Origin of the sequence: Spirosoma taeanense (assembly GCF_013127955.1) — a bacterium.
GTDB classification, from domain to species: Bacteria; Bacteroidota; Bacteroidia; order Cytophagales; family Spirosomataceae; genus Spirosoma; species Spirosoma taeanense.
Window position 1 is genome coordinate 1,611,343 of sequence record NZ_CP053435.1, and the last position, 26,101, is coordinate 1,637,443.

Below are 26,101 nucleotides of genomic sequence, written 5' to 3' on the forward strand. Positions count from 1 at the left end.
ATGGAACAGACACGTGCCGATCTGAAAATTAAATTCGACAACGGCAAACGACCTTCGGGCCCCGATTTTGCGGATCTGCTGGACTCATTCGTCAATCCGAAAGACGACAACTTTCGCAAAGACGGCAGCGGCAATTTTGTGGTTACGCTGGGGAATGCGCCCGATGTACCCGCGCCAGCCGCCGGTACGTTACGGTTCACCGCCGGCAAAGTGCAGTTCTCAACCGGAGCCGCCTGGCAGGACGTAGGGGCAGGGTCGGGGGGCGGCTTTCAGTCGGTGGGTGGCTCGGCCAACATTGCCTATAGCAACGGAAATGTGGGCATCGGTACCGCAGCCGCCCAGCCTACCGCCAAGCTGGAAGTGGCGCTGGCCATTGGCGAGCAGGCCAAAATTGGGAATGTATCCGTCGGCAACAGCGCGGCCCCGCTGAACGGCTTTATCCAGATGAGCCACGTCAACCGGGCCAACGCCACCGATTTTGCCCTGCGGCAGGGACCAAACGGCAACGTCAACGTCAACGCACCTGCCAACCAGAAGCTGATTCTGTCGAAAGGGGGTAACCAGTCGCGGCTAAGCGTGATTGAAAACGGATCGGTCATTGTTGGGGGCGAAACCGACATCAGCGGCACCGGAGCCGCCCTCCAGGTAAACGGGGATCTGTTCATCAACGCAAATGCCATCAAGCCGGGCGGTGGGCCGTGGCAGGCTCCATCGGATGCCCGACTCAAAAAAGACATCCGCCCCTTTACGGATGGCCTGGCTAAGGTACTTCAGATCAACCCCGTCAACTTCCGCTATAACGGTCTGGCGCAGACCCCTGACAATAGTGAACAGGTAGGGATTCTGGGGCAGGAAATGGCCAGTATACTGCCCTATACGGTCTCGACGGCCAGGGCGCAGCTAAAACCCGAGGAGACGCCGACGGACATTCTGATTTTCGACCCCAATGCCCTCGTCTATGTGCTGATCAACGCGGTCAAGGAACTGGCGGGTAAAGTACAGTCGCTGGAGCAGCAACTGGCTGGTCAGTAGCCCGTTGCGGACTACCCGACTACGTACACCACCAACGGCTTTTGATCAACTGTCTCAGTAACCCCTTACCATGCGCGACCCGGTCACTATATCGAAAGCGAAGCCCGCTGCCAAAAGTCAGGATTATGCCGGGCTGGTTGAAGAGGGCATAACCTGCATTCAGCAGTGGGCCAGCGATACCTGGACCGACCACAACGTCCATGACCCTGGCATTACGTTGCTGGAAACCCTGAGCTACGCGATTACGGATCTGGGGTTTCGGGGACAGCTCCCCATTAGCCAACTGCTGGGTAAACAGCTGCCTCCCGAAAAAATGTCCCTGTTTGCGCCCGACCGGGCTCTGAGCGGCAATGCTATTACGGCCGAAGATTTTCAGAAACTGCTCATTTCGCTGCCAACGGTGAAATATGCCCGGCTGAAACCCGCCGAAAACCGGGTGAAGGGCCTGTATAACGTTCTGGTGGAGTGGGAGGACGGTACGCTCAACGACAGTCTGGTGCTGGAAACCATAACCGCCAACGGCAAAGCCTTTGCTGTGGAGTTCGCTTTTCCCTATTGGGACGAAGCGGTTGTATCGGTCTGGGGCGCGCCCGCTACGCTCAATCAGGTAACGGGTGCTGGAGGAGCCCCGCTCCAATTGATTCCGTTCACGGAAGACGAACTGAACGATTATTTTACCATCGTCGAGGTTCGCTACAACACCAGCCAGACGCTGCAACTGACCCTAGTGATCCGGCTGGGTTCCCAGCCCAGTCCCACCGACCGCCCGGCGCTGGAACAGGCCATTGTGAACCGGCTTACGCAGACGGGGCCCGGTTCGGCCATTGAAACGTTTCGGGCGCAGGTAGCGATGGTCTTTCAGCAGATGAACGACGTTCGGAACCTCTTACGTCAGAACCGGAATCTGGCCGAAGACTTCCTGCAGTTTCAGTCAGTGCGTATCCAGGAAATAGCGCTGCGGGCCACGGTCGAGCTGGCGGCTGATGCCGACGCCCGGCTGACGCTGACCAATATGCTCTCGGCCATCGACCTGTTTATCGACCCGGTCGTTCGGTTTTCGTCGTTGGCTGCCTTACAGATGCAGGGTATGCCCATCGAGCAAATTTACGAGGGACCAATGCTATCCGCGGGCTTTCTGCCGAAGATAGACGAGCCTCAGCAGCATCAGCTTTATGCCTCGGATATTCTCCAGCAGATGCTGCAAACGCCCGAAGGTACGCGGAACAACGCCGTCATTGCGGTCGAGAATTTTTCCATGAGCAGTTACGTCCGCAACCGGCTGACGACCGTGAACGCGCAAAACAGCCTGACGCTGCTGGCCGACGAGCAGTATCAGCCCCGACTCAGCGTAACCAAAACCGACATTACGTTTTTCCGGAATGGCGTGGAGGTCAAATACGATAAACAGCAGGTAATGCAGGGCGTACTGGCGAAGCGGCAACAGGCGTTTGCGGCTTCTGTCGTACCGGCATCGCTGCCTGCACCCGCCCAAACAGTTGATACGCTCACCCAAGCCGACATTGCTCAGTATCAGTCGATTCAGTACGATCTGCCGCTGGTCTATGGCCTGAAAGCGGGTACGCCCGACAGTGCATCACCGCTCCGTAAAGCGCAGGAAAAGCAGCTAAGGGGCTATCTGCTGTTTTTTGAACAGATTCTGGCGAATCACCTGAGCCAGTTGGCCAATACGGCTACGTTTTTCAGCATCGACGCCGATAACCCGAATACCTACTTCTATCAGCCGCTCTATAATACCCCTCAGATTGACCAGTTGCTGCGGGCGTTTAATCCGGTAACGACCGACCCGCTGGCTGAGTGGGCGGCTTTTGTGCAGGACCCTACAAATGCCTATAGGCAGCGGCTGCAGGCTGGAGCCGAAACCGCAACTGACCGACTGCTCCGTAAAAACAAGGTGCTGGAACACCTGCTGGGGCGGTTTGGCGAGGAACTGTCGGAGCTGAGCCGGATTGAATACACGCTGAGTTTGCAGGAGGCTCAGTCGCTGGAAGCTATGGAGCGAATGCGGCTCAATACGGCCCGGCGACTGCTCCGCTATAAGGTGGCGTTCCTGAACGATGTAAACGCATCGGCAGCCGGGCGGGCGCTCGGTACGTCGGGCAGTGCCCTAACCGGACTGTCGGGGCTGGAACGACGCATTTTCCGCAAAACCGGCCTGATGCAGCAGCAACGCCGGAAAATTACCACGCCCCTGACCGATTTCTTCGAGGTGCAGAACGCGGGCGCAGGACTCCAAACGTTCCGGCTCAAAGATGCTGCCAGTACTGTGCTGCTCGTCAGTGCAGAGACCTTTGCGACGGCTCCCGAACGGACAGTGTTCGACGGCATCCGGACAGTCATTCGCTTCGGCAGCGAGCCCGGTTATTATGTAATCGAGCAAACAGGAGCCGCCCAATGGCGGGTCGCTCTGACCAACGGCAACGGGGATGCCATCGCCCGCCGATCAACGCCGTTTGCCAGTCCGGCCGAGGCTAACGCCTTCATCAATTCAACCGCTACGTTCCTGTACGACACCTACAGCACCGAAGGCTGCTACCTGATTGAGCACGTGCTGCTGCGCCCAACCCGCCCCGGCGACAACACGCTGAAAGGCCCCGACCCGTATTCGCACCAGTTAACCCTGGTGTTTCCGTCGGGTTTTGAGCGCGATTTTGCTAACCCGGCCGATTCGCCCAAGCCAAGTCTGCCTTACCGATACCAGGCCAAAGATTTTCGGAACTATGTCGAAGCGGTTATCGAGCAGGAATGCCCCGCGCACCTGATTCCAACGGTTTTCTGGCTGGACCTGAACACCAATTCCGCGGCTGCCAACGCTGTGTCGTTCCAGGCCATTGAAGCGCAGTACCTGTCCTGGCTGGGCCATTTTACCGGCGGAACACTGGCTACTCAGCCCGGACGAAACGCCCGCGCCGGACTGATCGATCTGCTGAACACGCTACGCCAAACCCTCGCCTAAGCCATGACTGCCCTGAACCGACATATTATTCAGCGCCAAACCGTCTGGCTCGACACCCCTGGTCTGGAGCCTCCGTTCGCGTTGCAGGAGCGCGTTTCGGCCTATTGCCGACACCAGCTACCGGCCGTGCTGGAAACCCTGTTCGACCAACTGGCCGATGCCGACACGACTATCCGGCTGGACCAGCTGATCATTGATGCCGGACGATTGTCGGCCCAAAATCTGGAGGAAGAACTAACCCAACAGGTAATTCGGCAAATCGAAACGGCGTTTGGGCAGAATAGTGACTCGATGAATGGCTCGGCGGCAGGATTCTATCGCCTAAACCGGAACGAACAGATGGCGCAGCAGCTTCGGTATTTTCTGCAAAAAGGTCTTTTGTCGGCCTGGATGGATACCCGCGATTTTGCGCAGGTGGACGCATGGCTTAGAACACCCGCAGCCGTTCCGTTCAGAAGCGAACTAAGAAGCATGCTGTCTACAAATCCAGATCAGCTTCGGCGGTTCATGGGGCACAGCAGTAATGAAACCCTGGTGATGCTGGCGTTTTCGGAGGAAGAGAACGTATCCGACGAGACCATCCGGCAGTTACTGACAAGTACTCATTCGCTAACCCAACAACCCGTAACGGTCCTGCACGAACGCTACTGGGGCGCGGTTCTGACCGTAGCAGTAAGAAAGGGCACAATGACTTTTGCCGACAGTCTGCGAACGTTACAGCAGATAGCGGCACCCGCTGAATCAGCAAGAGCGTTCTTTGGTCAAATGCTGTCACTGTTGCCGCAACAACACATTTCACCTGGTTCGACAGTGAAGAATCAACTGGTGCAGACGCTGACGCAACTGCTTGCTGGTACGCCGTCGGCTGGTCGCTCCAGCATCGATCAACAAGGTCCCATAGACATACCCAGCCCGGTAGCTCCGAGTGATGGCGAGGATCAGACGCAGACTTATCCTTATTCCGAAGAAGCGGAAGATCGCTTAGAGACCAGGCCAGCGCAGCCGGACCGCGAACCCACTACGTTCCTAACCGACGAATACGATACGGAGCAGGATGTCCTGCTAAGTCAACCGGCCTATCCTTCACCTGAGCAGCCACGGCCGGTGAAAAAAGCTAGCAGAGAGGTCGATGCTGAAGAAGGGTTATTCGTGCCGATGGCGGGCGTGGTTCTGCTGCACCCGTTTCTGGTTACGCTGTTTTCGGAGATGAGCCTGCTGACGACTAACCGGCAATGGGCCGACGAAGCCGCAGCCGCAAGAGCCGTGCAGAGGCTGGCCTTTCTGGCTACTGGTCAGGAATACTGCCCCGAATATGAAATGCCGCTGCTCAAGTTTCTCTGTGGGATACCGGTCGAAACGGTGGTTTCGCCCCAGCTATCGCTGACCGACACCGACCGGCAGCTAACCACCGAACTGCTCGAAGCCGTCATAAAGCATTGGAACGCCCTGGGTAACGTATCGCCCGATGGACTGCGTGAAGCCTTTCTGCAACGCGAGGGCAAGCTCGTTCAAACCGAAACCGGCTGGCGGCTAACCGTTGAACGGAAGACGCTCGATATCCTGCTGGGGCGGCTGCCGTGGGGGTTTTCGATGATAAAACTACCGTATATGCCCGACCTGCTCGTTGTTGACTGGAACTAATCACTAACACTAAAATCGCCTAATTCCATGACCCCGCATTTGCTTCAACGTATCCGTTTAGCCTGTCTGGCCCTGCTGTTCGCCACTATTGTCCGGGCGGCCGATCAGGACATCGATTTCAATCAGGATCTGCCAACGTTCAACATCACGCTGATTGTGGGTGCCCCCCAGGTGATCAACATTGGAGTGCTGGGGGCGCCGGGTAACGTTACCTGGGATTACTTTCTGGCGCCAACGCCTATTGGTGTGCCGGGGTGTGCATCTTCACCGACCAATCCGTATATCTGTCAGGGCCTTACCATTACCCTGCCTACCGGCTCCGTGTCGAGCGCAGCAACCGCTACGGTTAACTGGAATGGGTCGGCACCGCCATCCGGGGCTCTTGATTTCAGCCTGATCGTTGATGGGCATGCTCGTGGGTATCATATCGACTTCCGGCGACCGCTGGATATCACCTTTGTGCTCGATAAGTCGGGCAGCATGGGGCTGGCCTCCTCCGGGGGCGGTGGCGTCACCCGCTGGGATGCCCTGAAAACAGCGGTCAATAACTTTATGCTGAAACTCTCAAACCCGGCCTTTGCCCAGGCCGGCGACCGCGTTGGATTGACCTTTTTCGACAATGGCATTACGCCTTCTACCTTCGGTAACAGCCTGGTTCCGCTCGACCCCGGATCGGCTACGCTCGTGCAGACTGCCTTAAATGCGCTTGCGCCGGGCGGGGGTACGGCTATGGGTGCCGGTCTTAACGATGGCAAAGCCAAACTTGCCGACGCGGCCCGATCGAGGGATGTGCTGCTGTTTACGGATGGCGAGCAAAACGTAGCGCCCCTGGTGAACACCAATGGCTGCGACATCGGTGGTACGGCCATCAACGCCAACTGCCCGATTTTACCTGGCTCGTCGGGCAACCTCAAGATGTTTACCATCGGCATCGGCAATCCCAGCCCTACCTATCTGTCGACGCTTCAGAACCTGGCCACTAAAAACGGCGGCAACTGCCTCTTAACCTCAAACGGCAGCGCCTTTACCAACACCACCAGCATGGTTATTGGTGATATCAACGCGGTTTTCACCCAGGCGTTCATTGATTTGCTGCGAAACAACAGCCCACAGCTGATCAGTACCCGCGTAGGCACTATTGGTAATGACGTTCAGAAACTTGTTGACTTTCCGCTCAATAAAAACGTCGATAAACTGCTCATCGAAGTTTCTCTGGGCAAGGGATTCGAGATTCCCCAGCTTGCCCGGGTGCTGAATGACATACGCGTGAGCCGAAACGGACAAACCGTGACCTCGGTAGCTGTGCCCCGCTGGGTAGGCAACGCACCGGATACTTATATACTGGTGTTTTCGTTCAATACGGCCCGGGCCATCACGGCCAAACTGCGCTCAGAAGGCCAGTGGGACGTAACCGCTCAGCCCAATCCTCTGACGAACGGCCTGAACTACCGCATTACGGTTATTGCCGATGACCATTTGCTGGACTATAGCTGCAGGCAGCAGGTTGCCCAGCCCAGCGCGGGTAGCACCCAGCGGTTTGTGGTTGAGCTCAACGACCGAGGTAAACCCATTACGAATGCGACCGTTACGGCTACTGTTTATCAGCCCGGCGACGATGTGGGCGACCGATTGGCGCGTAATCCGCTGAAAGTGAGAGCCGATGCCCGCCAGCAGGACCGGACGGCCGTTGGAATTTTAAAATACAATACCCTGCTCGCGCGCGACCCCGACTTCGTGCGGGCGCTCCTGCCTAAAGAACAGGTCATTACGTTGACGTCCATGGGGAATGGCCGTTACGAAGGAAGCTATCCGGTTCCGAATATAGCCGGGATATACCAGATGGTGTATCGGCTGCAGGGCAACGACAGTCTGCATGGAGCCTACAGTCGCATCGAGATGCAGAGTATGTATGTTCAACCGGGGCAAATTGATCCCGGCAAATCGCTGATCGATAAGGCCGTTGTCAATGGGCGATTGGTGGTAACCATGCGGCCGGTCACCACCTATGATCGGTTCCTGGGTCCGGCCGCAGCCGACGCCTTCGACGTGAACGCAGCGTCGGCTAAGCTCAACAACGTAGTCGATAACCAGGATGGGAGTTACACGCTCACGTTTGCGGGCAATGCGAAGTCGAATGCTACGATTTCAATTCTGCAAAAACCCGTGTTTGCGGGGCGGCTGGACAGACTACAGGTGAGCGAAAGGATTCCGGATGTAGCCAGGCCGTTCCGACCGAACGCAACCAATGTCCTGATTCAAAATCCCAACCTCAACCGGATTAACCGCGTCAACCGTATACCGAGGTAAGGTTTGGGAGAAGCAAAAGAGCAAATGGCCCGGCGAGTGAAGTTATATCGCAAAGAATCGCCTACCCTTTCGGCACAGGAGGGGCCAGCCTTTGTTGCGCCCCTGCTGAATCAGCCCGCTGAGTCATTCTTTGGCCCACTGGCTTCATCGCCATCACTGGAAATCAGCCAGCCCGGCGACGCTCACGAACGCGAAGCCGACGCCGTGGCTGAGCAGGTAAACGCATCGGGATATCAGTTACGGTCGGGCTTTGGGAGTAACCTGTCCGGCGTTCGGTTGCATACCGACCAGCGAGCCGCCGAACTGAGCCAGGCGCTCAATGCCGATGCGTTTACGCTGGGTCGCGACATCTATTTTGCCGAGGGTAAATACGCTCCCCAGTCATCTGAAGGGCAGAAACTGCTGGCTCACGAGCTTACCCACGTAGCGCAGCAGCAACGTGGTTCGGCCCGGCTTGACCGGAAAGTTAGTGACGCCGACGTAGAGGCAGACTTTCAGGCGTGGGCGACGAAGGCGACCCGGAAGGTTAATAAAGGCGACCCGCAGGATCTCTGGGATTTTGTGTACAGTCTGATCTTCGATCCCACTACGTATCTGCCCCTTGCCAAACCAGCTAAAGCGGCCGCGGTGCCCGAGTGGCAGAAGAAGTTTGAGAAAGCGGAGGTCGTAGCGCGGTGGCTTTTTCAGATTAAAAGTACCAGCAAGTCAACCGATGTGCAGGGGCAGGCCGACAGCCGCGGATTTGGCGTTCTCGACGCGCTGGTTCAGGCCGGATTCGTGGGGCAGGCCATGGCGCAGTCGAGCGGGCTGAGCGATGAGAAAAAGAAGCTGCTCTTCGAAACGGTGCTGAAAACGCCATCGGCCGCGTCGGCCACCGACCTCGAAACCATCGTAACGGCCCAATGTACGGGCGTAGCCGACCCTGCCAGCGTCCCGATTGTGCAGACTCTGACCGACGGTAACAAAAGCCCGCTCAAAAGCCTCGACGCTGCGCGTACGAAAGCCATCCTGAACGTATTGATTAAGCAGTACGGGTCTAAAGATAGTATCATCAAGGCGATTGCGCAGGTGCTGATGTTCAACCCGGCCATTCGGGTTGCAATCTCCGATGCCCTGATGGCGAGTCAGATCGGCTCGCCGGATCTGCTGTTCAAGGTACTGAAACAGCCTTATTTCGTTGAGCCGGGCTACGAAGGGGCGGAACTGCTCCAGGCACTGCTCCCGAGTGGTAAATCAACTACTGATTACGATACCGAACGGATGAAGAACGACATGCCGTGGGTCTATACCTATAAGCAGAAGTACTACGTCCAGTTCCTGATCGATCTGGCTAAAGGACAGAAGATTACAATTGCGCCCCCGGCCAAGTTTGACGCGCCCACCCTACGAAGCTGGCTGGAATCCAATAACGCAAACATTGCCGCAGCCGCGCAGGGAGCCTACGCCAGTAAGCCAGCGGATATGTTTGAGCTGTACCGGAACATATCCGATATTTTCTTCTACCACATCCCCCACGACCGCAATGTAGACCCCGACCTGGAAGGTAAAATCAGCCATCTGGTGCCGGGAGAGCCATCGAAGCAGCGACTCGAAGCCGACTGCGACGTATTCGCGACCTACGCCATGCGGTTGTTTACCAGTACGGGCTTTGAGCCAGTCGGCTACCTGGCCATTGTGCCCACCGGAGCCGACAAAGCGCGGGCGGCCCACGTGGCAGGCCTTGTTCGCAAAAGCAATCAATACTATATCATCAACAACAAGAACATCCTGAATCCGGGCCTGGCCGACACCAAGCCTAACGATAAGAAAGCCGACGCCATCAAAAAGCTGTATAGTATGGCCCTCGCCGATGCCTATGCGTCGCCTTACCCGACCAGCGTGGAAGTTTTCTACGAAGACGCCGGGGCAAAGGGCCAGATGTCGCCCGATTTCAAAAAGCAGGACCGTAAGCTCTTGCGAACGGATATACCGTAATCATTATCATTCATGAACCGGGTTAAACAACGTCATTCGGGCAGAAAGCCCGCGCCGGTACGTCCCAGCTCGACTCCGTTTGTTGCCCCGAGTCGGCAGACGGAATCGGCCGTGGTGGAGCCGTCGTTTGTGTCGCCCGTTGTTCAACCTAAATTCAGCATTAGCCAGCCCGGTGATGCGCTTGAACTGGAAGCCGACACTACCGCCGATCGGGTTATGCGCATGACCAGCCCTTCGACGGGTGCCACTCCGCCCGATGATCCCACCGATACGCCGATTCTGCCGAAGAGACATGATAACGTAACGGTTATGCCCAAGTGCGCAGCCTGCGAGGAGGACGAAAAAGAAAAGCCGGATGTGCAGGCTAAAGAACAGTCCGGCGGTCTGGCTGACTTTTTTTCGATCATGCGGCAGCCGCTTGAGGAAGAAGACGAACGGCCCAACCTTATTCAGGCCAAGCCAATGGCCGGGGTTACCCACCTGATGCTCAAATGCAGCCACTGCGAGGAAGAAGAGCGTCAGCAGCAGGGCGTACACCGTAAACCCAACAGCGATGGCCCGGCAGCGGGCTTTCGGCTGGATAGTTACCTCCAGAACAGCCGTTCGGGCGGGGAGCCGATGGACAGAACGACCCAGTCGTTTATGGAGTCCCGGTTCGGGGCCGACCTGTCTGGCGTTCGGATTCATAGCGGTTCGCAGGCGGGTCAGGCGTCCGAAGCGATCCGGGCACGAGCCTTCACGCACGGGCAGTCGATTCACTTCAACCGGGGCGAATACCAGCCCCAGACTGATAGTGGCCGGTGGCTGCTGGCCCATGAGTTGACCCATACGCTTCAGCAGGGTAGTAGCTCCGTTCGGCCCATTATGCGAAAGGCCAAACCCGACGAACCGGCCTTTTACGTGGATATAATGGGTGGTAAAGAGGCTTATGCCGTAGCCAAAACCGCTAATCTGGACAGCTGGTATGAGGGCTATAAATTCTTTAACCTCTTTCTGGAAGAAGAAATTTATCCCGGCTCTCACCCGAATGCCTACGCCACCCGGGTCTATGAACTTCAGGAAAAATTACACCTGTATTACGGCGAAAAATTCCCCAAGGAAAACATCACGGGGATGCTTGAGCCGAGCTTTCTGACCAGCCCCACACTGAATGCCTTATTGGGCGTGGCGGCTAATTACGTCAAGCAGAACGGCGACGCGAAGGCCACAGAAGCGGGCTTTAACGTCGACATGCTGAAGCGGATAAATCGGCTCAACACCTCCTTCGATCCGAAAGCCCCTCCACTGGAATCACGGCTGCTTCAGGGAGTGCCGCAACTGAACATGGTCAACAGCAGCCCCAATTTCACGATTGGCAAAGGCGACCGGGGCTTTTATGTTTCCTTGATTCAGTCGGCATTGCTGCAGCTAAACTATTCGTTAGGTAAAGATTATGTGCTGGCGAAAGGCCAAACCGAAAAGACCGTAACGGGTATTTTCGGTGACGATACGCGCAAGGCCGTCGAGCAGTTTCAGATTGACTCCGGCATGGAGGGAAAAGATGTCGACGGCGTGGTTGGCCAGATTACCCTTCGCCTGCTCGACCGAAGACTCGAAAAGCGCGTCAGGACAAATCTCTCCTACGACCTGGCGAACGTTATTGGCGTTATGGTGCCCGTAACCGAGGCCGATATTCCAACGGATGCCTCGAAAGCCGAAGAAATCAAGCGGTCTATGCTGATTCGGTCCATCATGACGGCTATGCCGTTATCCCAGAAAGAGGCTGAGAACCTGCTTGCCAGTGGCTGGAAGTGGCAGAACTACCGCGACGTAAACCGGAATGACGTGGCGAAGGGCTATATCGTCAACGCCATCACCAAGGAGGACTATGAAAAGATTATGGGCAAACCCAAAGGAAGTACCGGCGGGATTACGGCCCAGCAGTTATCCGAGCAGATCGTCGATCAGGCCCTTGAGCTGCAAACGACAACCGATCTGTACCAGCTTAACAAAGAAGTGAAAGCCCTTCAGGATGAGCGCGATTCTGTTCAGAGCATCATTAGTATGCACGAAAAGTATGTTCCGCAAAGTCTGTACGATCAACTCCATAGCCTGAACAGGAGACTAACGGCCAAAATCGAGGCCCGCGACCGCGAACTCAAGCGACTGGGCTATAAGAGCATGGACGAGTACACGGCCAGGAACGAGCAGTTTGTCAAGACGTTCCTGCAGTATGCCGCCATGATTGCCTTTCAGATGCTGTCCAGAAACGAAGCCAAGGCCAGCGTCGAGTATCAGCACTATGAGAACCCGGATGAGATCAAAGCCCTGAAAGATACGATCACCCAGCTAAATACGTATTACGCCAACAGCGAGACGTATCTGATGCAGGGCGTTAGTTACGAGGAAACTAACGGGGCGGATACCAACAAATACAAAACCCGCAGTGATTACGTCCTGGCCAATGAATACTGCGACGATATGGGCTGCAACGGGGCCGCCTATGAGGCTATTCTCAAGTCGCGCTGGGAGGCCAACGTTAAGGAGAAATCAACGAAAAACCAGTATTACGCCAAACTATTCGACGAAGAAGCTACGGCCTTCAAATACCTGAAAGAAAACAGCGAACGCTTCCCGATTCTGGGTAATCCCAAATTCAATGTCCGGGATAAGGGTCCGGCTTACGTTAAAAAACCAGATACCTCCCTGCGCGACGATATAAAGGAAATCATCGGTACCCGCACCTCCGGCGACGGTATCATGCAGAACATCGCCAACACCCGCGAACGTATTCGGGGCGATGTGGAATTACTCTGGGAAATGCCGCCCGTTATTGCGCAGGCCAAGGCCGAACTGGGTATTATCGACGGAACGGTGCTGGACAACATCATCACCGACGCCTATAAAGCGCATCAGGACAAAGGGTTCTGGAGTACCGTTTTCAAGGCGGCACTGGGTATCGGGCTGGGGCTGCTCGCTCTGGTATCGGGTCCGATCGGCTGGATAGCGCTCGGCGCCAGCATTGCCTATGGGGCTTACGATGCTTACCAGACCTACCAGGATATTAAGATGAAGCGCGAAGCTTCCGAGACGGCTGTCGACGAGGAAGCCATGGCACTCATGCACGAGAAACCGTCGTATTTCTGGTTTGTGGTCAGCCTGGTCGGGGTAGGACTGGATGCGCTGCAGGCTGTTAAAGTGATGAAAGCAATTGGTCAGGGCATTGAACTGGCTGAAACCGCTCAGAAAGGCATCCGGGCCGAAATTGCCGCCAGCGAACTTGAAAAATCGGCGTTGAAGGAAGGCAGCAAGGAAGCGGTGGCTATCAGCCGACGCATCGAGCGGCTGAACAAGGCGCTGACCGAAATTGACTGGGTGCAGTACACCAAACACGGGGAGATTCTGAAATTCCTGAAAGACAGCCCATTTGCCATGCGCTTTATGGCCGACGCCCTCAAAGAGTCTGGTCTGGCAAAAGCCTTTACGAAGCTGACAAAACTCGGTTTGTCGGAAGACCTGATGAAAACGGTGGTGGGGATGTATGCCGGCGTGGGAAAGAAAGCCGTGGGTGAGTTTCCGGAAGTGATGCGGTTAATTGAAAGCGGCAAACTGGCCGGCAATTCGACCTTAGTAAAAACCCTGCTGACGGATCTGAAAGCGCAGCGGGCCCTGCTCGACAGCGGTGATCCGGCCAAAATTGCCAGCCTCTTTGCCGAATGGGAAGGCAAATCAGGCAGCAAAGCGCTGAGTTTCGCCGAGCATCTGGCCCAGCAGGGCATGAATACGACCTTCCGGAAAGGGATTGTTCTGACGGAACGCTACGGTCCCGAGTTTGCCGAAATGAGTAATCTGCTGAAGAATAAACTCATTCTGCGCGAAATAGAGCCCTCACTCGTCGGAGCGCTGAATGCCAAACGCCTGCCGCCAGCGGTGCAGCGGTCGCTGGAAGTTACCCTGCAGCGCGATGTGCTGGGGCTGACCAACGACCTGGGTATTGCGCAGGAGCGCATGATGAAGCAGCTTTCGGCACTGGGCGAAACCCTGCAGTTCCAGAGCGAGTACCTGGCGGTAACGTCCTTGCTGCAGAATTCCCGCTCCCGTAAGGTTCTCTGGGAAGCCGCCGTGAACCTGCCCGGCCGGGCCGATTACCTCAAAATCATGGATGAGGTGGCGAAGGCCAATCCGGATAAGATGGGCAAGATCATGGACGATCTGATCCGGATTGGCCCCCTGACCGACAAAGCCACGCTGGAACGGCTGGTAGCAGATGACGTCCTGCGGAAAACCCTTGCCGACAATCCGCTGGCGGTGCTGGCCCTGAAAAAATGCGCATCGCCCTGCTTTCCGCCGGCTCTCACCCCCGACCAGATTCCCCGATTGACGAAAGTGATGTCGGGCAAAACCGGTGATGAAATTACCAAAATCAATAACCTGATCTACCAGAGCCGGGCGACAAAAGATACGCTCGAAGTGGCCATTAGAAATCTGGAAACTAACTTCGATGAGGCTATTAAAGCGGTAAAAAGCATTGATGTCGCCTTTCCGAAGGGCCTGAACGTAACCGAGAACATGCGCACAATGGCCAATGTGCTCGTGTCGATGGGACTGCCGCCGGATCAGGTTAGCAACATCATTAAGAACGTAGTCAGGCATGGCGGCACCAGCAGTTCGCGGGTCGAAAATCTGCTCGACAGCATGAGCCGGATACTGAAGCTGAAAAACCTGAACGTTGTGCTGGGCGGACTGGAAAGCAGCGATAAGAGCCTGTTTAAAACCGCCGAGTTTCTGGTCGATGAGATCGTATCGCACACCAACCCGTCGGACCTCGATAAAGTACAGGGTATCCTTAAGTATCCGGGACTGCTTAAAACCGACTCACTGCTGTCAAACTTCACTCTGGCGGAGCTGCGTGACCTCCGGACGGCCCTCAGCAACCAGACCGAGTTTGTCAATAATCTCTATTACGTAACCCAGAAAGTCAGCGGGACCAAGACCGAGTGGATTAGTGTGATCAAGCAGGCGGGCACGGGCGGCAAGACCGATATTGAGCGGATGATTGCGGTTCTGGAGAGCCAGACGGGGAAACTGACCTACCAGCAGGCTATTGATACGATTGCAAAGTCAAAAGCGTTTGCGGGAGAGGTGGCGAAGGCTATGGACGACCCGGTACATGGCTACCAGAGTTTAGCCAAACTCATCTGGGAAGTGCCCGACGATGTGGCGAAAAATTTAAAGGCTGGCGACGCCATCAGCGTACCGCAGAAGTTTATTGATTCGGGCAGTGCCGCCTATACGCAGGTAATCAAGACGCATGGCGTTGACCTGGCTAATAAAATGCTGAGCGGGAACACCGTCGACTATTCCCGCTGGAAAGTGGTGAAAAGCATTATTGAAAAGTCGAACATCGACAATTCGATCAAGAACGGCATCATCGGAGATTTGTGGGAAATCGTGCATGGGCAGGCTTACCGGAAGATGGACTTCGATTTTGTCCTGACGGACGTAAAACTAACCGATGGCACCGAGCACATTTTTGCCGATATCGTGGCCGTGAAAGGCAATCAGGTCTATATAGTCGAGTTGAAGTCTATGGGGGCTACATTGAGTACTGGGCAGGCCAAAATCTATCCCCTGCTCAGGAGTGATAAGATCAAGACGCTCAAGTTCTCAACCAACCCGAAGCTGGATGCCATTTTTGCCGCCAATCTGGACAAAGTATCGTTCAACATGATTGAAGAAGCCGTTGTCGCGCCATAGTATTTAACGACCCGTAACCTATGTCCTGGAAATTTGGCGGTATTTACCTGAAGCACGATTTCGGCTGTGATCCCGTGCTGGCCCTGAACCGGCTGGATATCAATAAACGGTTCACGTATGAACGGGTGCGGTTTTCGGATACTGTAGCGCATTTCTTTGAGCCGACGGCCATTGGTATTATCGGAGACGTAACGCTTGTTCATAATCGGCCGCTGGCTTATGACCATAGCTATAACGCCGATACCTATACCAATGCCGACCACCGTCTGCTGGTGCTGAGCCGGGAGATTGAGTGCGTGGTTTTTTATTTGGATGGCAGCACCGACAGCTACGGTCTGGCTCACTTTCGCGACGGTCGGCGGGTGGGCCATTTCAGTCAGCTAGGGGGGGAGGTCGTGGTGCAGGAAGGGGATTTTGATCGGAAAGATAGTACCGCTGAAGCCGCGATGTTTGACCGGCTCGAACAGTTTACGGGAATATCATTTAATCAATTAATGCTGGACGAGAAGCCGATTATGTATGTGTTCACCGAAACGGGTTTTTGATCGCCATGAAAAGCATGCTATCCAGAAAATTGGAGCCGGAACGACGTAAAGCCAGTGGTTCTTTCATTAGTTCGGGGCTGACTATCAGCCAGCCGGGCGATGCGGCCGAACGCGAAGCCTATGCGGTAGCCGAGCAAGTGGTAGGGAGTGGGCGGACCACTACGTTGCCAAACAGCGGAACGTTTGTGTCGTCCGCTGTTCAGCGGAAATGCGCCGAATGCGAACGGGAAGAAAAAGAGCAGAGTGTACACCGTAAAGAAACCACAACGGCTGCACCTGTAACGGGTTCGTTTGCCCTGAAAAGTCAGCTGGAAGCCGCGCGGGGTCAGGGGTCGGCGTTACCGGATCAGACCCGCCACCAGATGGAGAGCGCGTTCGGGGCTGACTTTGGTGGAGTGCGCCTGCATACCGACAGTCAGGCCGTGATGCTGAGCCGTCAGCTCAACGCCCATGCCTTTACGTATGGCCAGGATATCTTCTTCAACAGCGGCAAATACGACAGCCGATCGACCGACGGGCAGAAACTGCTGGCTCACGAACTAACCCACGTGGTGCAGCAGAGCGGTTCAGTACAGCGTCAGATTCAGCGGCAGACCCAGGTTAAGGTTACGGTAGATAACGTGCCGGGCGCGTGTTCGCTCGACCAGCACCACAAGATTGAGCCCGCCGTCCGGCAGGCGACTACCTGGCTGCAGGGCACATTGCGCCGTCTGGATAATTTTATCAGCACGCCCGCCCGGGAACCCGGTGTTCAGGCTGCACTGGAGCGGCATTTTCACTCGTCAACGCCCGAAACCGCCGGACGGGTGCGCCGGATACTCAACCGGATTAACAGCGAAATCCTTACGCGTCCCGACCTGCAGGTTGAGTGCCATACGGCGACCGATACTAGTTGTAGTTCGGCCGGTGCCTACGTAACGGGCAATCTCCTTGCTTTTTGCCCTAATTATTTTGAGGGGTCGGCGGGGTGGCAGGCTTCTACGCTGATTCATGAAATGGCCCATACACTCACCGGCGTTACCGATATAACCGACCGGGCGTACCGGAACGATCGGTACTACGCTCAGGAATCACCCATCGAAGCACTGACTAATGCCGCTGCCTACGAATATTTTTGTGTAGAGATCGGGTCCGGAACGGTGCAGGCAAGCATGGCCCCGCGCGATGAACTTAACGACTGCTCAGACCGGCAGGCAATACCGGCCCGGCGTTCCATCGCAATGTTTGAACGCTGGAACCGGAACGCACAGGTGCTGACCGATGATCAGCGGCCTGGTATGCTGTCGCAGTGGCAGGATTTACAGACGCGGCATCTGGGCGGTACAACCGCGGCCCATATCCGGCGCGCCAAGGCAGCCTACGACCGCATTTACAACCGAATGAAATCGGCGCTGACGTTTGAGTGCGAGCGGCATTGTGACGAAAACGTATCGGGCTACTATCGGTATTTCCTGTTCATTACCAGCGACACCCTGCACCTTTGTCCTCTTCTGTTCTCGTTGAACGAAGACGACCGGACGCTGGAAATGTATAAACTGGTTCTGATCCGCTACGGCGATGTTTCAGAAGCCGTTGCCGCCGAACTGGCCAGTATGGCCCACTCACTTACGAACCGATTCTGGGCCGTACCGGCATCACTGACGGGTTTTGATTAACGTACTCTCTCATGTCAACCTACCGACATCCAGCCTCGTCAGTTCCGGTTCTGCAGGCCGGTCTGGACTACCTCGAAGCCTACGTTCGCGAACGGCTCGATGTGCATTTCGGCCGCAAGCCGGCGTTTCAGATTCCGCCGTCGCCCGCCTTCGAAGTCACTTCGGCGCTGTCATCGTTTGTCATCAGCAATAATCTGTCGGCGGAGGAGTTTGTGGTGCTGATGCTGGCGTTGGTACCCCACCTCAGTCCGGCCCTGCTTACCAACTGCGTTAGTTCATATTTGCCGCAGGGGGGCGATTTTGTGGAGCTTGGGGGCGTAAAAGGAATCAATCATCGGGGAATTCTGCCCACTGGCGAAACCGCGCTGTTCGTGCTGGCGGGCGACAATCTGCACCAGCGGGTGGAGCTACAGAAACTGTTCAGCCGAACCCATCTCTTCGCGAAAAACCGGGTTCTGGCGCTCGAATCCCTTAAACCCGGCGAACCGCCCCTGAGCGGCCGACTGCTGATCGACGCCGAGTTTCTGTCGCATGTGCTGTATCAGACCAGCTACATCGAAACGTTCAGCGCCGAGTTCCCGGCCGAACTGCTGACGACCAGCCTGGAATGGGATGACCTGGTCCTGAGCCCGGCCACCATGCGTCAGATTCGCGAACTCGAAACCTGGATCAGCTACAACGACGTCTTGCTGTATGAATGGGGCATGCAGCGGCAGCTTAAACCGGGTTACAGGGCCTTATTTCATGGCCCCCCCGGCACCGGCAAAACCCTGACGGCGAGCCTGCTGGGGAAGTTCGCCAACCGGCCCGTGTTTCGGGTCGATCTATCGGCCATCGTGTCCAAATACATCGGTGAGACAGAAAAGAACCTGGCCGGACTGTTCGACAAAGCCCAGAATAAAAACTGGATTCTGTTCTTCGACGAAGCCGATGCGGTGTTCAGCAAACGGACCAACGTAAAGGACGCCCACGACAAATACGCCAATCAGGAAGCTTCCTATCTGCTGCAACGGGTGGAAGCTTACGCGGGCATCGTGATTCTGGCCTCGAATTTTAAACAGAATATTGATGAAGCGTTTCTGCGTCGGTTTCAGTCGGTGATTTATTTCCCCATGCCGGCGGTTCAGGAGCGGCTGCAACTCTGGCAGAAAGCCTTTCCGAAGCAGGTCGAGCTGGACGAGGCCATTCAACTGGTGAAAATAGCCGAAAAATACGACCTCACGGGTTCCAGCATCATCAACATAGTGCACTACTGCTGCCTTCAGACGCTGGCTTTGAACACCCGTACTATTACCCTGAACAACCTGCTCACGGCGATTGAGCGGGAATACGTAAAAGAAGGACGCATGTTATAGTCAGTCTGGTGCAATTAGCCCGTTTTGACGGACGGCTGCGGCAGGCGAGTCAATCTCGCTAATTGGTTGCCGTTTGCTAAACGGAATCCAATTGCAGTGGAGGGAAGCCATACATTCGGGTAAGCTAACCTCCGCGCTATATGACTCCCGTTGATCTGGTCAAATACGTAAAAACCAACGAGGCCCGTATCTACGGCTTCGACGAAACGACTCGTGCCCGCAAAACCCGCGCGGTCAATCGGGTGCTGATGGGTACCTATCTCAAGATTACGTTCGAGGAGGGTGACTATTACTTTGCCATCACGGCTGGTCCTGATGGATGGATCCGAAAAAGCGACACTACCGACCAGATGGGGCTGAAAGTATTCTATCTGGACGTAGGGCAGGGGGACGGGTCGCTGCTGGAGGTCGGGCCGTTTCGGATTCTGATTGATGGGGGACCGGGCGCGAACATGAAGAATTACCTGACGCACTGGCAGTACACCTACCTGCTGCGCGTCAACCAGAAAGTCCATATTGACGCGATCTATATCAGTCACTTCGATTCAGATCATTACTCGGGTCTGATTGACGTGCTGGAGAACGTAAACTTCACCTTTGGCACGGTGTATCATAACGGCATCGGCAAATTTGTGGGGAAAGACCGGCCCGATAAATACAACACGACCCTGGGCGAAACGCGCAAGGAAGGCGGCAAAGAGTTTCTGAAAACCTGCTTTAATACGCTCGACGACATGCTGGCCCTGCAGGAAGAAGGCTTTCTGCAGGACGAGTTTACGCGGTTCGTATTTGCCCTCAAAAATGCGCGTAGCCAGCAGCGGCTACAGGCCGTCAAGCGCTTACGTCGAGGAGATATCATCCCCGATACGGTGGTGGATGGCAAGCCGTTCCAGATACAGGTGCTGGGCCCCGTCTGCACCGACCTCGACGATTTTCCGTACTTCAAAGACGAATCGCATACGGTCAATGGCCACAGTCTGGTGCTCAAAATCACCTTCGGGACATGCACCTTTCTGTTTGGTGGTGACCTGAACACGGATTCCGAGGACTATCTGCTCGATACATATAAGGACCAGCCTGGTATTCTAGAGGTCGACGTTGCTAAAAGTTGCCACCACGGCGCTTCCGAGTTTACGGTTCCCTTCATGGCCGCCGTGAACCCCTACGCAACGGTAATTTCATCGGGCGACAATGAAACGTATTCGCACCCCCGGGCCGACGCCATCGGCTGCGCCGGACGATACAGCAAAGGCGAACGTCCGCTGGTGTTTTCGACGGAACTGGCCCGTTCGGTTTCCAAAGAGAAGATCATTTTTGGGATGATCAATCTGCGCTGCAATGGCGAATCCATCTATATGGCCCAGATGAAAGAAGCAAACACGCCCAGCGATATCTGGGATTCGTATTTAGTGAAGTAATCAGGTAATTGCCTCCAGCAGAGCCCATCCATCAGAGCCAACCATCGATTTAAACCGTCAGTCTGTCGGTATTTCTAAGCTAATAGTCGAGCCTATTTGTACTTTCTGCTGAAAAGATATTGCTTTGACGAATGGCGAATACCGTCAGGTGGAGGAGTATCTCAGTAAAAAAGTCTGACTAAGTGCTTAAGAGATTATTAGGTGGTTACGAATAAAAAGCCTAAGGGTTAGTCGGTTCTGATGGTATAATGAAACATTTCAATGCAGTTCAGTTGACCGTCGCCCTGGGCGCGGTTTCGTTGCTGGCGTTCATGGGGGCCGACCCCGTCCAGCAAATTCGGTTACAGCAGCATTTCGCGGCCGATACCCTTCCCCGGCTTACTCTGCCTGAGGGCGCCAATCCCGATGACCCGGATTGGAAAGATATTGATCTGGAGCCGAAAGCGCCCGTGCAGCCGTTAACGCCCGCCGAAGAAGCCAAACGGTTTCTGCTGCCACCCGGCTACAAAATTGAGCCCATTCTGACCGAGCCGGCTATTGAGCAGCCCGCAGCCATCTCGTTCGATGCCAACGGACGGATGTACGTGCTGGAACTTCGTACCTATATGCTCAACGCCGACTCGAAAGATGAGTTGAATCCAACGAGCCGGATTTCGCGCTGGGAGGATAAAAACAACGATGGCGTCTACGAAACCGGCACTACGTTTGTCGACAACCTGGTCTTCCCGCGGTTTGTGCTGCCCTACGGAAAAGACTGTATTCTGACCATGGAGTCAGATGCCGACAATGTCTATAAATACACCGATACCAACGGCGACGGTAAGGCCGACAAGAAAGAGTTTTTTACCAACAAGTATGGCCGGTCGGGTAACGTAGAACACCAGCAGGCGTTCATGTACTGGGGCATGGATAACTGGCTCTACAGCACTGTCAATGCGTTCCGGATTCGGGAAACGCCCAACGGAATCATCCGCGAAAAAACTGGCTTCAACCGGGCGCAGTGGGGCGTTACGCACGACGACGACGGTAAACTATGGTTCCAGGGCGGAGCCAGTGGCCTGCCATCTTACTTCCAGTTCCCGATTCACTACGGCAATTTCGAAGTGCCGAACGAGTTTGCGCAGGGCTTCGACGTGCCGTGGGGCGCTCCGGTGAAACTTGCGGATATGCAGGGCGGCATGGACGAAGTTCGCCAGCCCGATGGCTCGCTGAAACGGGTGACGGGTGCGGCCGGGAATGACGTCTATCGTGGTGATCGGCTGCCCGCCGACCTGAAAGGCCAGTATTTTTACGGTGAACCCGTAGCCCGGATTGTCCGCCAGATCAATCCCGTCGTTACGGATGGACTCACGACGCTGCACAACGTCTATCAGGACAAGCAGGCCGAGTTTCTGCGCTCGACCGATCCGCTGTTCCGCCCCGTCGATATGACAACGGCCCCGGATGGTACGATGTATATCACGGATATGTACCACGGAATCATTCAGGAAGGACAGTGGACGCAGAAAGGAACATATCTGCGGACCAAAATCGAGCAGTATCAGTTGGACAAAGTCGTGGGACTAGGCCGAATCTGGCGGATTACCTACGAGGGGAAGGAGCGTAACAAAACGCGGCCGACTATGTACAGCGATAAAACGGCCGCTCTGGTTAAACACCTCGAACACCCCAATGGCTGGTGGCGCGATGCGGCTCAGCAGGTGATGGTGCAGCGTAAAGACCTGTCAGTAGTGCCGCAGCTAACCGCCCTGGCGCTCACCAGTCAAAACCTGCCTGCCCGGATGCACGCCTTATGGACACTCGAAGGACTGGGCGCGTTAAAAGTGGATGTTGTTCAGAAACTGCTGAAAGACGCTAACCCGCGCCTGCGTATACAGGCGCTCCGGGCGGGCGAAACGCTGTATAAAGCCGGCGACAAAACGCTGGAGGCTGATTATAACCGGGCCTTCGCTGATTCAGATACCGATGTACAGATTCAGGCCATGCTGTCGGCTAAGGTGCTGAAGCTGCCCGACATGGAAACGGGGATCAAAACCGCGATGGCCAGCAATAAGGCTGCGGGTGTCAAACTGGTGGGTGAACAGATTCTCACCCCGCCCAAGTCGCGGAACATGGGGCCTTTTGGCGCCCCCGAACTGGCGGCCAGTCAAAAAGCAATGGTAGAGCGTGGCACGTTGATTTATAACGAGCTGTGTTCGCAATGCCACGGCAACAATGGTATGGGTACCCCCGCCGGCGATGGTCGGCTGCTGGCTCCGGCGCTGGCAGGTTCGCAGCACATACAGGCGCATCCGGAGTATGCCATCCGCGTAGTGCTGCACGGGCTGGAAGGTGCCATTGAGGGCAAGACCTACGCGGGTGGCCTGATGGCCAGTATGAAAGAACAGTCAGACGAGTGGGTGGCCGACGTGCTTTCGTACATTCGGAACGGGTTGTCGAACGATGCATCGCTGGTTTCTCCGCAACAGGTCGCCAAAGTTCGTCAGAAAACGGCAGCCCAGAAGGGACCATATCAGTACACCCAACTGGCGAAGCTGACCCCGTTTGAGGTGCAGCCGCAAACCCTGAAAGTGACCGCCAGCCACACGAATTCAACCCGGATCGGGGGCAATGCGTCGCCCGCGAGCGCCTTTACGTACGAAGGCTGGTCGACGGGCGGCCGTCAGGAAAAGGGCATGTGGTACCAGATCGAATTTCCGCAGGAAGTGAACGTGGCCGAACTGCATTTTACGGCTCCGCAGTCGATCAAGCCCGGCTGGCGACGTGATCCTAACAAGCCAAACGTACCCCCGCCCTTTATTCAGGCTTATCCGCGAGCCTACACTATCGAGGTGTCGCCGGACGGCCAGCACTGGCAGGCGGTCATGGCCGACGTAAAAGGCGTAGAGGGCGACAATATCGTCTCGATTAATGCGCCAAAATCCCGGTTTATGAAGATACGGCTCAACGAAAGCCTGGCCAGCGATGGCGAAGCCATTCCGTGGTCCATGCGGCAGTTGAAAGTTTTTGCACAGAATTAACCGGGCCCGTAGCTACACGGGTTACAGCCTAAACCCTAACAACTAAAACTATGAAAGAACAACAGACCCGTCGTCAGTTTCTGGGCGCATCAACTGCTCTGGCCGCCAGTGCCGTTATCGGCACCAACAAACTGTTTGGCGCTCCCGCCATTATCCGGAACCTGAACAAGCCTAACTCCATGTTCAATGGTGTCCAGATCGGAGTCATTACGTATTCGTTCCGGGATATGCCCGACCAAAGCGCCGAGGCTACTTTACAGTACGTACTGGACAGCGGCATCAGCGCCATTGAGTTGATGGGCGGTCCCGCCGAGTCGTTTGCGGGTGCGCCAAAGAGCACGGTCGACATGCGGTCGGTGTTTCCGTTGATGCGAAAGCGACGCGAGAATCAGGCGCTGACCGAAGACGAACAGAAAACCCTGGCCGAAGCCGAAGCGCAGATGAAAGCATATCGGGCGGAAGTGTCCAGGTGGCGGCTTTCGGCGCCTATGGCCAAGTTTGAACAGGTTCGGAAAATGTACAACCAGGCGGGCGTTTCGATCTATGGATTCAAGCCCGATGCGTTTGGGATGCAAAGCACCGACGCGGATATTGACTACGGCATGCGGGCTGCCAAAGCCCTGGGCGCGAACCAGGTAACGCTTGAGCACCCGGCTAACGATGCGCATACGCTGAAATTGGGGCAAATGGCCCAGAAACACGGCCTGCGCGTGGGCTATCACGGCCATGAGCAGCAAACGCCCACCTTTTGGGATACGGCGCTCGCGCAGTCGCCGGGTAACGCGATGAACTTTGACTTAGGCCACTACATAGCCGCCGGTCAGCCCGATCCGCTGGGATTAATCCGGCAGAAGCACAATCGCATTGCCAGCATGCACATCAAAGACCGCCAGAACCCGGCGCACGGCAAGGGCAATCTGCCGTGGGGGCAGGGCGATACGCCCCTAACCGAGGTCTTGAACCTGATGCGTGAGCAGAAATACACCTTCCCGGCTACGGTCGAACTGGAATACCAGGTACCCGCCGGCTCCAGCTCCGTTGCCGAAGTGAAGAAGTGCCTGGAAATATGCCGGAAGGTGCTGACGTAGATTATCCTAGTTTGATAGTCAGATTATAAAACCCGGATTCTCAACCCATCGTTTTGAGCTGAGAATCCGGGTTTTGCTGTATTCGTTATTCTTAAGTTGGACAGTCGGTCAGACTAAATTCCGTTTTTGCAACTGGTTGTTAATGAAGGGCAGAATGGGCAAACAGCAGTTAATTGGTGAGCGCTGGATGGCCTTAGTGCGATCTGCAGGCCATGCAGCTTATCTATAGTTCCTGATTAATCTATTAGGTTCGCTGAGTATATTCACATACGCTAATCTGCGGGCATATGAAAGAATGGTTTACGCTGGATAGGTATGATGTTTTCGTCATGGTAGTGAGCTACCCAGCGGTATTTCTAGCTAATTATCTGATTCTTGAATCGTCTTATTTTAGGGATATAACGGTGTTTGTACCAGTTACGCTAGGGTCCACGGTGCTGTATGTCCTCTTTGCCTGGGGCGACGATGCCTGGATGAAATACATGCGTTACCGGTACAGGGAACACAATCAGCTCATCCAGCGGCTTGTTTACTGCCTGGTCGCTTATGTGGCCCTGATGGTTGTGCTGGTGTGTTCTATTTTCTGGCTATACGATCTGCTTCGCATACCTGGCTATCAGTTCGACGCGGATAAGTTTCGTCTGGTATTGTTCATTGGTTTCATCTGTAATATCGTATCGGTCGGGATTTCGGAAGCCATTTATTCGTATCGTAAGTGGCAGGAGAGCGTAGCGCGGGAGTATGAGCTGAAGCAGTTGCACATGCAGCAGCAACTAGACGTCCTGAAGCAGCAGGTAAACCCGCACTTTCTTTTTAATAGTCTCAACTCGCTTATCTCACTCATTGGCGAGAATCCGCAACAGGCTGAGGTCTATGCTGAAGAACTGAGTTCGGTGTACCGGTATGTGCTGCGTGCCAATGAGCAGAACCTGACGGACCTCGACACGGAGCTGGATTTTATCCGTTCGTATTATCACCTGCTCAAAACCCGACATGGGAACGGTCTGGATCTGGTGGTATCCGTCGAGGAGCGATTTGGCCGTTACCAACTGCCGCCCCTGACCTTACAGCTACTGGTCGAGAACGCCGTTAAACACAATATTGTCTTACCCGATCAACCACTCCGGATTAAGATCGGGACCGACGGTCAGGCTCATCTGTCGGTGTGCAATTCGTTGCAGAAGAAGTCGGTTCGGGTTTTAAGCAACGGAGTAGGACTAACAAACATCATGGCCAAGTACCAGATGCTGGGCTACCCGGTTCCGACCATCCGGGAAGCGGATGGCCAGTTTGTGGTGACGTTACCACTGATTGCCGGCACAAAATAACGCGCGTACAAACCGAACACTTCCCTAA

Annotated in this window: 13 protein-coding genes; all 13 read left to right on the plus strand. The window is 55.4% G+C overall.

What is annotated here, in order from left to right; genetic code table 11:
- Positions 1-1,032 carry a tail fiber domain-containing protein gene (locus tag HNV11_RS06905; protein ID WP_171738977.1) on the plus strand — a complete coding sequence of 344 codons (1,032 nt, stop codon included), beginning with the start codon at positions 1-3 and terminating at the stop codon, positions 1,030-1,032.
- 70 nt (positions 1,033-1,102) lie between these two features.
- Positions 1,103-4,006: a hypothetical protein gene (locus HNV11_RS06910; RefSeq protein WP_171738978.1), complete on the plus strand. Its 2,904-nt coding sequence runs from the start codon at positions 1,103-1,105 to the stop codon at positions 4,004-4,006.
- Between the two features lie 3 nt (positions 4,007-4,009).
- Complete coding sequence (locus HNV11_RS06915) at positions 4,010-5,647, plus strand: contractile injection system tape measure protein (RefSeq protein WP_171738979.1); 1,638 nt, start codon at positions 4,010-4,012, stop codon at positions 5,645-5,647.
- A 27-nt stretch (positions 5,648-5,674) separates the two neighbouring features.
- Complete coding sequence (locus HNV11_RS06920) at positions 5,675-7,954, plus strand: vWA domain-containing protein (protein WP_171738980.1); 2,280 nt, start codon at positions 5,675-5,677, stop codon at positions 7,952-7,954.
- A 36-nt stretch (positions 7,955-7,990) separates the two neighbouring features.
- The gene (locus HNV11_RS06925) at positions 7,991-9,928 is read left to right on the plus strand and encodes an eCIS core domain-containing protein (RefSeq protein WP_240163812.1); all 1,938 of its coding nucleotides are present in this window, start codon (positions 7,991-7,993) and stop codon (positions 9,926-9,928) included.
- A gap of 12 nt (positions 9,929-9,940) precedes the next feature.
- Positions 9,941-15,664 carry an eCIS core domain-containing protein gene (locus HNV11_RS06930; RefSeq protein WP_171738981.1) on the plus strand — a complete coding sequence of 1,908 codons (5,724 nt, stop codon included), beginning with the start codon at positions 9,941-9,943 and terminating at the stop codon, positions 15,662-15,664.
- Positions 15,665-15,684: 20 nt separating this feature from the next.
- Positions 15,685-16,209, plus strand: coding sequence for a hypothetical protein (locus tag HNV11_RS06935; RefSeq protein ID WP_171738982.1), 525 nt, complete (start codon positions 15,685-15,687; stop codon positions 16,207-16,209).
- Positions 16,210-16,214: 5 nt separating this feature from the next.
- Entirely contained in the window at positions 16,215-17,864 is a 1,650-nt protein-coding gene (locus HNV11_RS06940) for an eCIS core domain-containing protein (protein WP_171738983.1), read from the plus strand.
- A gap of 11 nt (positions 17,865-17,875) precedes the next feature.
- The gene (locus HNV11_RS06945; protein WP_171738984.1) at positions 17,876-19,219 is read left to right on the plus strand and encodes an ATP-binding protein; all 1,344 of its coding nucleotides are present in this window, start codon (positions 17,876-17,878) and stop codon (positions 19,217-19,219) included.
- A 140-nt stretch (positions 19,220-19,359) separates the two neighbouring features.
- Positions 19,360-20,637 carry a ComEC/Rec2 family competence protein gene (locus HNV11_RS06950; protein ID WP_171738985.1) on the plus strand — a complete coding sequence of 426 codons (1,278 nt, stop codon included), beginning with the start codon at positions 19,360-19,362 and terminating at the stop codon, positions 20,635-20,637.
- A gap of 248 nt (positions 20,638-20,885) precedes the next feature.
- Entirely contained in the window at positions 20,886-23,657 is a 2,772-nt protein-coding gene (locus HNV11_RS06955) for a DUF7133 domain-containing protein (RefSeq protein WP_171738986.1), read from the plus strand.
- Between the two features lie 50 nt (positions 23,658-23,707).
- Positions 23,708-24,745, plus strand: a complete 1,038-nt coding sequence (locus tag HNV11_RS06960; RefSeq protein ID WP_171738987.1) for a sugar phosphate isomerase/epimerase family protein — start codon at positions 23,708-23,710, stop codon at positions 24,743-24,745.
- A 287-nt stretch (positions 24,746-25,032) separates the two neighbouring features.
- A complete protein-coding gene (locus tag HNV11_RS06965; RefSeq protein ID WP_171738988.1) occupies positions 25,033-26,073 on the plus strand; it encodes a sensor histidine kinase in 1,041 nt (346 codons plus the stop codon).
- Positions 26,074-26,101 lie beyond the last annotated feature (28 nt).